General features: G+C 46.5%; 8 protein-coding genes. All 8 read right to left on the reverse strand.

The genetic code is table 11. The annotated features are described in order from the left end of the window. Positions 1 to 55: 55 nt before the first annotated feature. The gene (locus HMAT_RS13110; protein ID WP_104383119.1) at positions 56 to 2407 is read right to left on the reverse strand and encodes a glycoside hydrolase N-terminal domain-containing protein; all 2352 of its coding nucleotides are present in this window, start codon (positions 2405 to 2407) and stop codon (positions 56 to 58) included. Positions 2408 to 2413: 6 nt separating this feature from the next. Beyond that, a complete protein-coding gene (locus HMAT_RS13115) occupies positions 2414 to 4399 on the reverse strand; it encodes a sialate O-acetylesterase (protein WP_104383120.1) in 1986 nt (661 codons plus the stop codon). 96 nt (positions 4400 to 4495) lie between these two features. After that, positions 4496 to 6694, reverse strand: a complete 2199-nt coding sequence (locus HMAT_RS13120; protein ID WP_104383121.1) for an alpha-galactosidase — start codon at positions 6692 to 6694, stop codon at positions 4496 to 4498. Positions 6695 to 6706: 12 nt separating this feature from the next. After that, on the reverse strand, positions 6707 to 8947 hold the full coding sequence (locus tag HMAT_RS13125) for a glycoside hydrolase N-terminal domain-containing protein (protein ID WP_158655818.1): 2241 nt from the start codon (positions 8945 to 8947) through the stop codon (positions 6707 to 6709). A gap of 21 nt (positions 8948 to 8968) precedes the next feature. Beyond that, a complete protein-coding gene (locus tag HMAT_RS13130; RefSeq protein WP_104383123.1) occupies positions 8969 to 10564 on the reverse strand; it encodes a solute:sodium symporter family transporter in 1596 nt (531 codons plus the stop codon). 17 nt (positions 10565 to 10581) lie between these two features. After that, a complete protein-coding gene (locus HMAT_RS13135; protein ID WP_104383124.1) occupies positions 10582 to 11622 on the reverse strand; it encodes a GntR family transcriptional regulator in 1041 nt (346 codons plus the stop codon). 9 nt (positions 11623 to 11631) lie between these two features. Then, positions 11632 to 13656, reverse strand: coding sequence for an alpha-galactosidase (locus HMAT_RS13140; RefSeq protein ID WP_158655819.1), 2025 nt, complete (start codon positions 13654 to 13656; stop codon positions 11632 to 11634). Positions 13657 to 13667: 11 nt separating this feature from the next. Beyond that, on the reverse strand, positions 13668 to 14010 hold a 343-nt coding region (locus HMAT_RS27065; RefSeq protein WP_158655820.1), incomplete at its 5' end, for a DUF5013 domain-containing protein.

Below are 14010 nucleotides of genomic sequence, written 5' to 3' on the forward strand. Positions count from 1 at the left end.
TCCCCATCATGCAAAAAATTGCATGATCCAATTCAGTTGAGGACGCTATGTTTTGTTATTTTTCTTTTGTACGATAGGCAATCCAGTTATGATCTAGATATACCATAAGTTGTTGCGATTTGGGTGAATAAATCTGATAGTTCAGTATTTTACCGTCTTTCCATTCCATATCTAACGTGTGATTTCCCTTGATGCGCATGCCCGTCACCCGGCCTTCTTTTTTCCAGGCTTCAGGGACCGCTGGCAGGAGATATACACTGTCTTTATGCGACTGCACCAGCATCTCGGCGATACCCGCTGCTCCGCCAAAATTACCATCAATCTGAAATGGGGGGCCTGCTGTTAGCAAATTGGCGTAAACACCACCACCGGCGCCATAATTGATATGTGTATCCACACGTGGAGTCATCAGCTGCCGAAATAATTTATAAGCCCTTTCGCCTTCATGCAATCTGGTCCAAAACAGCAGTTTATGGGCAATGGCCCAACTCGGTCCATCATCCCCCCGCACATCCAGGCTTTTTTTAGCGGCAAGCTGCCAGTCTGGATGTTCATCATAACGGATCAAATAGCCCGGATACAAGCCATACAAATGCGAGATATGCCGATGCTGCGGATCAACCTCTTCATAATCTTCAATCCATTCCATGATACGGCCATCTTTGGCTAGCTGCACCACTGGTGCTAAACGTTTCAGTTGTGCCGCAACCTGCGTTAAAAAAGGATCCGATTGTTTGCCCAATAATCCAGCCGCATGGATGATATTTTCAAATAATTCGCGTACGATCTGATTATCTATCGTTGGTCCCATCGTGACATTTGCCTGCTGCCCATTCGGGAGCTTGAAGGAATTTTCGGGAGATACAGAGGGCGAAGTCAACAGCCAGCCCTTGGTTGGGTGTTCGGTCAGGGCACTGGAGTAAAACTGTGCTGCTCCATAGAGAATCGGGTATATCCGCCTTAGATAGTCCATGTCTTCGGTATAGAGGTAATGTTCCCAGAGGTTATTGCAGAGCCAGCCTGAGCCCGCATTGGCAATGCCCCAGGAAGCAGACTCTCCCGGTTCGGTATAGCCCCATACATTGGTGATCACATGGGCCACCCAGCCCGGTGCGTTATAGTACGCTTTCGCGGTTTTTGCTCCCGGGGCCATAAGGCCTTCCACAAGACCCACCAAGGGTTCATTGAGCTCCCCAAGATTGGCCGCCCCGAGGTGCCAATGGTTCATCTGCACATTGATATCCAGATGGTAGTCCCCATTCCAGGGCGTCTGGATCTGATTTGCCCATAAGCCTTGTAAATTCGGAGGCAGCAGGCCTAAACGCGTACTGCTGATACTCAGGTAGCGACCATACTGATAAAATAAGGCTGCCAGCCCTGGATCCTGATCCGGTTCTTTACCGAAAGCCACCAAACGCTCGTCGGTCGGTAAGTCATCTTTCGCGTGCCCCAATCGGAGCGACAAACGGTTGAACTTTGTCGAATAGTTTTGCAGATGTTCACCATACTGCTTGGTATAGGATTTTTTCAAAGCCTTTGCTAGCGTTTCCGCTGTCGTACGCTCAAAATCCTTACCTTTAAAATCAGTATCTGTCGCCACGTAAATCAGTACTTCGTCAGCCTGTTGAATAACAATAGATTGTCCCTGCACAAGCTGTTTTCCGCCTTTAACTTGCGCACGGACACGTGTTTTGAACCGCATCCCTTTGCCGTCAACACCATTGTCCAATTGTCCTACCAAAACAAGCTCACCATCCTCGGTCTTGGCAGTTGCCCTTTCAGGACGGTCAATCTTGATTTCCAGGCTAAGCTGTCCTTTTTTACTGCTCTGTAGGCGAATAACGCCTAGGTCATCAGCAAAGCTTGTCCAATATTCACGACTATACTTGACTCCTTTGAGCTCATAACTTGTTTTTGCCATCGCCTTATCGAGATCCAGTTCCCGGCGATAATTCTGCACTGCGGTGAGATCCGTTTGTCCGTCAAAGGCAAGCATCAGATTGCCGAGTATTTGATAACAGCCCCATTGCTTGCCGCCCGATCCGGGACCTTTGCAAATAAAATGCTGGTCAATCAAGCCCTGTGCAAGATCGTTTTTCCCGCTTTTGATCAGATTTCGAATACTATCCAAATACCTGCTGGCCTCATAATTATTGGCATCCTGAGGACTTCCCGACCATAGGGTGATATCATTGAGCACAATATGGTCATTCTTCAATCCACCATCGGGCATCATGCCAATTTTTCCATTGCCCAGGGGCAAAGTCTCCTCCCATTGTTTTGCGGGCTGCCGATACCAAAGTTTGCCCCCCGGCACTTGCCCAAATAAGTTGCCCGAAAAAAAGAAAACCACAAGCGTGCAAAGTAACTGACCTTTCCTACTGTTTATTTTTGATGATCTATTCATGTGGTTTTAGTTTTTTGTCCAGTCATCGGTTCGGAAGGGAGAACCGGGTATCCCGGCTTCGTTGTATAAGGTCAGGTCCGGGTTATCCGCCCAGCCGTAACGTACCGCGACGGGTGACGGTACTTCTTTGGCAGATACGATCAGCTTATTTCCGACCTGTTTGACTTCTGCACGATAAAAGACCTGATCGGCACCAGCAATTGTAAAACTACCGTTGCGTTTATCCGTTTCTTTCAGCACCAGCTTTTTGCCCATGGGGTTGAAGCTGAGTTGTATTGCTGTTCCCTCTGTCGTCCAATGCTCAAGATCAGGGCCCGAATAAGGGATCTTCTTACCATACAGCTGCGCTGTTGCGATCCAGCCAAGCCTTCTACCGACATCCTGCTTGTTTTTCGGATGGATATCCTGTGCATCGCCGATATCTGCAATGACTGCCATACCTGTATAAGGCAATTTGAGTGTTTGGCGCTGCGCTTCCCGTAATCTCGCCCAAGAAGAAGGCTGCGGTGTTAAGCTTTTCGCTTTAAAGTTGGCCAGTTGAACAAAATAAAAAGGCATCTTTTCATTGTTCCACTGCTTGCGCCAGTCCTGAATCAGTGCGGGCAACAGTTGCTGATAGGGAGCGTCTTTTGAATCCGCGTTACTTTCTCCCTGGTACCAAATCGCGCCTTTTATTTTAAAATCCACAAAAGGCTTAACCATCGCATTGTAGAGCACTGTCGGCCTATTGGGGCCCTCCATCGCATTAGGTTTTGCGGGCAGCTTCGCAAGATCATAACCGACTTTACATTTCCAGTCTCCGGCCAGGGAAATCTGTTCACCATTTGGTCCTTCCAGTCGTGGCTGTTCTGTTCCGCCATATATTCCACCATCGCCGGCTCCATCAAATACGCGAACGGCGATATGCAATAGGCTGCCTTTGTTTGCCGTTGCAGGAACAGCATACTTCCGAATCTGATCGTAACCGACAGTTTCGCCCACTTTTGTGCCATTGACATAGGTGATGTCGTTGTCATCAATCGCTCCCAAAATCAACTTGAGGGGTTTACCTTGCCAATGTGCCGGTAGTTCAACGTCTTTGCCAAAATAAACGACGCCATCCATTCCAGGAAACAGGTTTTTGTCAAAAAAGCTCGGAATAGTAATCGTAGACCAGCTGCTTTTATCCAATTGTGGCGCAAACCAGTCGCCCTGCGTTGCTGTCTTCACCTGATCCTGCTGTTCGGCGACGCGATTCCATTCGGCCAGATCTTTCGCATAGATTTCCTGTGCATCCGGACGTTGGATTTTCTCAATGGCCGCCGTATAGGTTGAAAAAGGTGAAAGTGCCTCCCGGCTCATCCAGGCTTCAATGATTGTTCCGCCCCAGGAGGAATGGATCAGGCCAATGGGAATGCCTGTTTTCTCGTAGATCTCACGTGCAAAAAAATAGGCTGTCGCCGAAAACTCCGGAATACTTTGTGGCGTCACCAGATTCCATCCACCAGACTCCACCTTCACTGCTGTGGTAGGTTGATTGGCGGTTGCTTTTGGAATCTGCAAAATACGAATATTGGGAAAGTTAGCTGCTTTGATTTCCTGCTCAAAGTTATTGATCTTACCCCAGCCCGCCAGGGGCATCTCCATATTTGACTGTCCTGAACAAAACCAGACTTCACCGATCAGAATATTTTTCAGGATTAATTGATCACCGTCGTTGATGGTAATTTGGTAGGGTCCACCGTATTTCGGCGTCTCTAGATAGACTTGCCAGCCTCCTTGCTGATCGACCTCAACCTGATAGCTCTTGTTGTTCCAGCTGCTGTTTACGCTAAGTTCCTTGCCGACTGCGGTACTGGTTCCCCATATCTTGACCTTTTCTTTCTGCTGCAGCACCATATTGTCGCCAATAAAAGCCGGCAACTGTACTTTGGCCTGTAGGGCAGAAAATCCACTGGCAACGCTGAGTAGCAGGGCCAACAAAGTCTGTTTATATTGTTTAGGTTTTATCATGATTTTTGAGTTTGTTGCTCAATTGGGTTTATACATTTGGCGCATCCGAAGTCCGGGCTGTTAGAGTCGGAGCTTCGGATGTGCCACAGTTATTTTTTAGAGTGCCGATATTTTTAGTAAAACACTGGTACGGTTGCTATTCAGGTCTGGATTTACGCCAACTTTCATCAGGTAGTCGCCCGAATAGGTTTGTCCCTGGCCTAAGCTCGACTTGGCTCCCGGATACAAGTTGATCTCCTCCACCCGATATTGCTTTTGGGCTTCCAGTCCTTTTAAACGGACAGGATCGGTTGTTCCGATACCATAGCGGTTATTGACCAGGTAGTTGAAGATGACAGCCTCGGTTTTTTGGCTATTCACGTAGCTGAGGGCGGCAAAGTCACCTTCACGTGGATCGGCCAAACGATACTGCTCCCCATGCCAGATTGTCCCTTTAAGCGCGTCGTAATTCTTTACCGCCTGCTGGCAGAATAACAGATCCTGTTCTTTCAGATGGCTCACCACAATATCAAAACCCAGTTTGCCCATCATGGCTACATCCGTACGGAATTTGAGGGGCTGTTTTCCCCAGTCTGTCACATGGTTTGAGGTGCTGATTGCCGGAAAAAAGTACGAATACTCGTACTGCATAAAAATACGTTCCAGCGGATCAGTATTATCCGAAGGCCAAAATTCGGTAAAGTACCGAAGTGCCGCATAGTCCACACGTCCACCACCGCCCGAACATAACATCATCGGCACTTTCGGATACTTCGAACGAATGCGCTCCAGCACTTTATAAAGACCTTCCACATAAGACACATAGAAAGCCCCCTGATCTTTTAGAAATGCGGAATGCGCATTGTAAATGACCGCATTACAGTCCCACTTGATATAGGCCAATTCCGGATTTTTGGTAAACAGATCGTCCAGAATCTGAAAAACAAAATCCTGCACCTTGGGATTTGTCAGATCCAGGATCAACTGATTGCGGAAGTAATGTTCTTCCCGCTGCGGCTGTTTGACGACCCAGTCCGGATGTTGCTCGTAGAGTTCGGACTTGGGGCTAACCATTTCGGGTTCTACCCAGATTCCAAATTTAACGCCCTGCTTGGTCGCTTCTTCGACAAGTGTTGCGATACCATTGGGCAGTTTTGTCCGGTTCGGTTGCCAATCTCCTAGACTGGAGTGATCGCTGTTACGCGGATATTTATTTCCAAACCAGCCGTCATCCAATAAAAATAGATCTACGCCTAGTTTCTTGGTATCCTGGAGCAAACCTTTTAATTTTTGTTCATTAAAATCAAAATAAGTCGCCTCCCAATTGTTGAGTAAAGTCAGGCGTTCGCCATTTCCATCCAGCAGCTGATATTTACGGGCCCAATTGTGCAAATTTCGGGAGGCGGTGCCTTTTCCCTTTGTTGACAAGGTATAGATCAATTTGGGTGTTGTAAATTCCTGGTTGCTGGCTAATTTTACATTGGAAGCATAGTTATTTATGCCGGCAATGATACGTAGGTTATTGAGGTAATCCACTTCAAAATCCACCTTAAAATTCCCACTATACCCAAGGCTTGCCATCAGTACCGTTCCTTCATCTTCGGATGCCGCCTTGCCCAGTGACACCATAAAGGAAGATGGCTGGAATAAATTCGCGCGTGTTCCGAGCTTACTGTCCAGCACTTTAATGCCATGTGTTAACGGAGCCTCGTCCACCTGCATTTCTTTTGCCCAGTCGCCATGGTACTGCCGTAGCCAATACGCGTTGGAGCGCAGGGTCAGATTGGCCGAAGCAAATTTTTCCAGCGTGACGACTTTCTTTTCCTTATTCTGGATCGTTGCCCACTGCTCAATGATATCCTCATTCAAAAACGATTTGTAGTGTAAAACGACATAAATATCGTATACCGGATCTTTTAGGGTGATATCAAGCTGTTTGACATTAGCATCCAGGTTTTTCACCGCATGCTTTTCATAGCGCAGGTCCAGGGAACGGTTACCATCGGCATGAACAACACTGATGGCTGGTTCCAGTAGGTTTTTCGAACCTGAGGGGGTATACGCCGCATTGGAGAGGCCACTATAATCGGTCAATTGCTTATAACCACTTGCAATAGTCGAGTACTCTTTAGAATCACTCAATTTTTCACCGTAATAGAGCATTTTCAGTGTTTTCGTGGAATCGTACTCCAACACTAGGGCATTCGATCTAGTTTCAATAGGAATCTGTTTGGACTGCGCCTGTGCCTCCAGATGGACAAGCCCCTGGGTCATCAAAAGCCCGAGTACAACATGTTTAAAATGATGGGTTGGCATATATAAATAGATTTAGGATTTGTTAACGAACTTGACTATTTTGTTTGCTTTCAATTGAATCTTATAAAGGTATTTACCATTGATTTCCTGCTGTGGACTTAGACCTGCCAATGGGGAAGGACTTAACATCTGAATCGTTTGATCCTGCGGCGATGAAAGAATAAGCTGCCTAATGCTGCTGTTGTTCCATTCCATTTTTTCGATGTGTACATTGCCACGGGCTTTGAGCCCCTTGACTGTTCCGGCCGACCAGCGATCAGGCAGTGCAGGAAGTAATTCCAGCACATCCGTTTGCGACTGCAGCAACATTTCACTCACCGCAGCCACATAACCCAGGTTGCCATCAATCTGAAAGGGTGGATGCGCGCAGAGCAAGTTGGCGTAAACGCCACCCCCATTGTTGTAGTCAATACCATCGCCGCCAACGAGGTTAATGAAATTAGTCAGGATTTTATAGGCGTGATTCCCATCCTGCAAGCGGGCCCAAAAAGCCACCTTCCAGGCCATGGACCAACCGGTCGATTCGTCGCCACGCGCGGTCAGCGTAACTCGTGCAGCTTTGGCCAGTTCCGGTGTTTTTAAAACAGAGAATTGGTTACCGGGGTACAGACCAAACAGATGCGAGACATGGCGATGCTTGTCCTGTGGATCATCACGATCCGTTTCCCACTCCTGCAACTGTCCCCATTTACCGATCTTGGGTTTGAGCAGCGCATCGCGAAGTGCCGTGATATGCTTACGGTAATCGGCGTCCAACTTTAAAATTGTGCTCGCCTGCATGTAGTTGCTAAAAAGATCGTAAATAATCTGATGGTCATAGCTCACGGCATCCTCTGTGGGGCCGTGTTCCGGCGACCAGCCCTTTGGCGCCACCACAGTTCCGTCTGCTCTTCGAACCAGACGATCATCCCAAAACTCACTTATTTCTTTTAAAATCGGATACGCAAATTCGCGTAGGTATTTCTCGTCCTTGTTAAAGGCATAATGCTCCCAGAGCGCCTGTGCATACCAGGCACTTCCGGGGGTATTCCAAAGGAAGCTCTCCCCACCGAAGATATTATTTTCCGTCTTTACGGTCCAGCCCCTTACGCCCGGAAATTCCTTTTGTGTATTTATTTTTTTCACCTCACGCATGCTATTGATATAATCGAGGTAAGGCCAGGCCGATTCACGCAGATTAGCGACTTCCGCAGGCCAATAGTTCATCTGTACATTGATATTGGAATGGTAATCTGAGCGCCATGGTGGATTGTTGCTGTTGTTCCAGAGTCCCTGTAGATTTGCAGGCAAACCGCCTTTCCGTGAGGAACTGATCAGCAGATAACGTCCATATTGATATACCAATGCTTCCAAAGCCGGGATCGGCTGTTTTTTATACGCCTCCAACAGCGCTTTTGTTGTTTGCTTGGCGTCCAGCTGGCTATGGTCGAGATCAAGCTCCACCCGGCTGAACAGCGCTGTATAATCTGCAACGTGACGTGCCAATAGTTTATTTACGCCATAGTTTTCCGCTTGCTGCAGATAACGTTCATTGACCTTCATCGGTTCTTCGGCCGACTTCCATTTGGTAGCCCGTGTATTGGCATAATCTGTTGCGGCACTCAGCAGCAGAACAATTCGATCGGCAGATTTTACGGTAAGGACAGCCTGTCCTTTTTCATCTGTCGTTTTGGAAAGTGAACCACCGACGACCTGCACGCGTACCTGTGCGGCATACCGCATGCCATTGTCGAGCGTCCCCTGAAACCACAGGTGACCATCTTCTGCCTGCACCGCCTGCCCATGTGCATCCTGAAGTGCGATCTGGGCATTGAGTTTCCCTTTTTTACTGTTCGCATACTCAAATACCATGACCTGATCGGGCTGACTCGCAAAATACCGGCGGTTGATTTGCTGTCCATCCTGCTGATAGGCTATTTCATGTAAGCCCTTATCCAAATTCAATTTCCGGCTATAGGCGGTAAAGGATTTATTAATATCGGAGTCAAAACGAACAAAAAGATCACCAAAAGCCTGATAGGCACCTGTTTCCTGTTCATCACCTGTCCAGAGGCTATTTTCATTAAATTGAATATGTTCCTGATTTACGCCCGCGAAGATCATCGCGCCAATTCGTCCATTTCCGATGGGGTATGCTTCAGTCATCCAATCCGTTGCGGGCTTATTATCCCAGAGGTAATAGCGTTGTGCATACGATGTGGCCGAACAGAGGGTCAAGCATATAAAGATGAGGCATTTAATTTTTCTGTGCATTAACATAGCGACTTATACAATTTATTGGGCGATGCCCAATGGTGAAAAAACAAAATAGATGACAATCATCAACAGGATGAGAAAGGCGCCGATCCGGTATCTTCCCTTCCAATAGGTGCCTTTGTCCTGGCCCGAAAATTCAAATTGATACTCCGATAGATAGTCGGGCCGGCTCAGTTTACTTCCTCCCAAGATGACCAGTGCCACAGCGATAAACAACAGCGCGAACAAGTGCAGATAGTGTAGCTCTGTTTTCCAGACAAACACCAGAATGAAATAGCTGAACATATACAGGAACAGGCCGATTTGTGCCATCCTTGGCGTCACACGACGTGATAGAATCCCCAAGATCATAATGGTGAAGATCGGCATGTTGAACAGCCCCGATACGGTTTGCAGGTACGTATAAAACCCGTCGTGGGCAAATAGGATAAAAGGTGCAATAAACATGGCCGAGATAGAGATGATCAATTCGAACAGTTTCCCTTTTCTGACCAGTTCCCTTTCACTGAGCGCTCTTTCTTTACGTTCCAGGTAAGGTTTATAAATATTAAAAATAAATAAGCTGCCACAGCTCTGAAGGCCAGCAGTATAGGTCGTCATTGCGGCACCAAAGACCAGTGCCAAGGAAAAACCAATCAGCACATCCGGAAAGATAAGTACAATAAGTTTTGGAAAAACAGAAGCTGTAGGCTGCACATGCGGCAATAAGTGTACGGCCAGAAGACCCGGTAAATTGATCAGCAGCGGCATCAGGAGTTTGCCCCCCGCAGCCAAAGTCATTCCTTTCTGTGCTTCTTTTAAGTTTTTGGCGCTTAATGCCTGCTGTGCGATATAGGGTTCCATTCCCCAATAGTAAAAGTTGATCAGGAGCATCCCGGTAAACAAGGTCGAAAAGGGTACAGCATCCTGTTTGGATCCCACGGCATTGAGATGTTCTTTTTTGTCGTGAAATAACTGGAGCACCCCCGTCCAGATATCGCCATTGCCCAGCTGCCAAAAGGCGAAAATCGGAATCAGCAGTGCGAGCAAAAATAGACAGAGGCCCAAGCCCAGGTCAGACAGGGAAATCAACTTCAATCCCCCCAATATGCTGTATAAGCTCCCGATTATCCCCAGGGCCCAGACCAGTATCCAGATACTCTGCCAATAACCGATGTGAAGCAGTCCAGGCACATCAAACATCGTGGCCAGACTTAGCGCACCACCGTATAATACCGGTGGCAATAAGTTAACGATGTATCCGATCAGAATCAGGATAGATACCAACATTTTAGTTTTCGGATCAAACCGCAGCGCAAGGAAGTCAGGTACTGTCCGAAAACCATGTTTAAAATAGATAGGCAGCAGAAATTCCGAAACCAGGAGCATGGCGACCACCGAGCTCACGCCCCAGCCGATGACCGATAGGTTGTTGATATAGACCGATTCATTTTCACCAATAAACTGGTTGGCGCTCAGGTTGGTCAACAGCAAAGCCGAGCCCACCATCCAAAAACTATTGCTCTTTCCTGCAAGAAAAAAGCCGTTTAAGGTATTGGAATAGTTGGTTTTAAACTTCCATAAGGATCCCAAAGCAACCAAACCGGTAAAAAGACAAAAACTAAAAACTATCATCTTCAAAACTTCCTATTTTAGACAGAATTGCGGTCTGCCAATGTCGTTGGCACCACTTCCTTGATCAATGTTCTTTCGAGCACAAACTTGGCTGCCTGCGATCCTATCCGTGCAAAACTTGTCGAAAAGGTGGTAATACCACCGCTGATAATCTCTTTGATAACATCATCATTATGCGATAGAATTCCCAGATCCTCTCCCAGGGTCCAGCCTTTTTGCAAAACCTCTTTCAGCATCTGATAGAGCTCCGGATTATGAATGGTAAAATACAGTTTTCCCTTTTTTAGGTCACCCACATGGTATTGCTTTTCGATATGCCCTTTTACCTTATAGTCTTTCAGAAAGCGCAAGAACGCATCTTTGATTTCATTGGGTTCGGCTGTATTTTCCCTAAAATAGAAGATTACTTCTTTATACTTTTTGATCTTTGGATAAAGCTCCTGAAACACGGCATAGGTGGCTGCTTCAAATTCCTGGGATACATAAGAATAATCTTCTCCGAGATCCATCAAGCGATCAATAATCAATAATTTGGAAGCCGGGATGGAACGAAGCAGCATCTCGGAATCTTTATTTTCAATGGGGGCGACAATATATACGGTATATCGCCCCTGAATACGGTTGAAAATATCTTCAAAGGTTTCCATATTGTTGTGATGGAAAAAGAGGTCCACGGTTACTTCCTCCGGAAGATTGGTCCGCAGTTCATTCACCAAGGTATCCTGAAAGGTATCATAAGCATACAGCAGGACCGCAACTTTCTGTTTCATCTGCGTATTGTTGCTCACCACAAAATATCCTTTCCTGTTTTTCGATTCCACGACTCCATGGGCAATCAGATCACGGTAAGCCTTAGCGAAGGTTTCGCGTGCATAGCCGAGGTATTGGATCAAGTTATTGACAGAAGGTAAACTGGCGTGCACCTCCAGTTCGTTGGCATCGATGGCATCCAACACGCCCTGCACAATACATTCATGTTTAGAGAGTGTGTTCAATGCTTCCAGCCGTTTGATCCGGTCGATCAATACTTTAAAATGTTCTTCTTTGCTTATCTTCATATGTTGTGATTAAAACAGGGCAATCTTAAATAATTTTGCTCCTGCTTGCTCAAAGGCAATGGGATTTTTAGCAGTAAATTCCTGCGCTGTTTTTTCAAACAGTTCCACCGCCTTATAGGTTGTATTTGGCGCCAGGCCAATCTGTATAAAATCTATGTTTATTGCTGCCGGGGCTGTATTGTAATTAAATACGGCCACATACAGCTCGGTTCCAATCTTTTTGTAATAATACGTATTTGCTGCTTTTCCTTCTACAAATCCTGCCGGCCGGAAGCTTTTACCGTCGGCTATAATTTTTAGAATTTCGGGATCCTGTAGATATTGATTCATTTTAGGCTGCCAGTTTTCTTTTTTCGACAGGTCGTCACCAAGGATAATGGTACCCGTTACCACACCTGAAAGCAATCGTGCCTTATTGACATCAGGACTTTCATCATGAAAGACCAGGTGGTCGGCATCGATAAAATCGTAGAGGTAGGTCTGCCACCAACCGTAGCTGACACTATTTAAGGTATACTGTGTTTGGTCGATCGTCTTCCAGGCGTCGCAGGCTATTCTGCGCATGTGTGCAAATTGGGCTGTCGCCAGGGAAGGAGAAATTGCGGCATAGATCAACATTTTACCCTGCAGCACGTCGACGAGATGTTTCATCCCCACAGCATAAGCCTGCATACCTGTCTGAATTTTCTTGTCGTAAAAACCTGTGGATTCGATTGCCGCATGCGAAAGGAAGTCAACCTTGATCATTCGGAAGCCACAGTCGACCAATTTCCCCAAGATCACATCCATACGGGCCAAGGTACCGGGATGTGTCGGATCCAAGGCACGTCCACCATCTAAATTATGGTAGCCTTTTTGGGTTTTGGTCCACAGTTGGCCAAAGGTAAACTGGCTTCCCTCCGCCTTGCGGTCGGGTCCACTTCCATGCCCCCAGTCTGTAAAAGGAGCCCAATACACACCGGGCTTGAGGCCCAAAGAATCACAATAGCGAACAAATTGCTTCAGCTGCGTGTAGTCGCCTGACATACCTCCCGGCGTCATATTATCCCAAAAAGAGTCAAGATCTATAAAAGCCTCGCCATCTGCGTTCCGGAAATAAGGAATATCTTTTGCGAAATAGTCTGCTGTGCCTGTGGCATTCTGAAAATTAAGTTTCTCCTGTATCACGCCCCAGCTGTTCCAGCCGACAGGTGTAGCTCCTTGCCACGATTTCACATAGGCCGGCGATAGCTTCCGGTGGATTTTAGCATAGTTTTCGAGCCCAGTACGCCAATCCTTGTCGTAAGACACGAGGTATTTAGGGGAGCGAATGACATCCCCCTTCACCGTCCCGTGCGCCATGGAATCACGTGTGATAGTTACATCTGTAAATCCGGCCTGTGCTGCTAAGTGGGTATATTGGCCCTGATCTCCTTTGATCGCAATACCCGATTTCCAAACGGATTGATCCAATGAACCAATCAGCAGACCTTTTCCGCTGTCCTTATCGTATACAACTCCGACTTCGGCGCTGCGCTTACTATTTATTGCAAGGACATTGTTTTCATACGAAATAAAGGTATCGTTATCAAAAGGAACAGCCAGCTGGTACAAGGATTTTCCCAGGCCGGTAATTGAGGCATTTGACCAGATCGGCACAAGTTCATTACTGGCGATATTTTTACCTCTAACTTCCAGTTCAAGGATGACACCATCTATTGTGTCGTAGAAATAAAAATGCTGCAGCAATGTGATGCCCTGCTGGGTTTTAACAGAAATGGTATACTGTATACCTTTGCCCAAATTGTCCTGAATGGTTTTTTCTGTAACGCTGCGGGTTCCTGTCAGTTTAGCTGTACTAATTTTTTGTCCATTAGCAAGTGCCAGATAGGCACTTGCTTGTTGGATATAGGCGACTTGATCTTTACTTAGTGAATATGTTCCATCTTGTTTGTTATAGGTCAACGTTAGGCCATTTTTCTTGACCTGAAAAGGCTGCGCATATAACATGAAGGTACATAGCATAAAACTTAGCGCGAAAATAATTGTCTTCATTCTGCTTGATATTATTGTATATTGATTTGAAAAGCGTTGATCTTCATGTAATGATCAGGTTGAAAATTGACCAGCATTCCCATATTGACAGTAACCTTTTCTTTGATTTCAAAATAAACACCATCTGATTTAACATCAGCATGGGCCATTGCCTGTTGAATCTGCTCAAGATCTGGAATTCCACTGTTTGCCTTGCTAACAACCAGTTTTGCTGGCGGTTGATCATAATTTGTCCAGGATAAGTTACAAAAAAAACGATACTTACCGGGCAATAAGGTTACTTTTTGCTCTATTTTACCATTTACGATAGCCGGAGCTCCCCAGCCTGCTTCAATGTTGACCACACCGCCATCG

This window comes from Sphingobacterium sp. HMA12 (genome assembly GCF_002933815.1).
Lineage (GTDB): Bacteria > Bacteroidota > Bacteroidia > Sphingobacteriales > Sphingobacteriaceae > Sphingobacterium.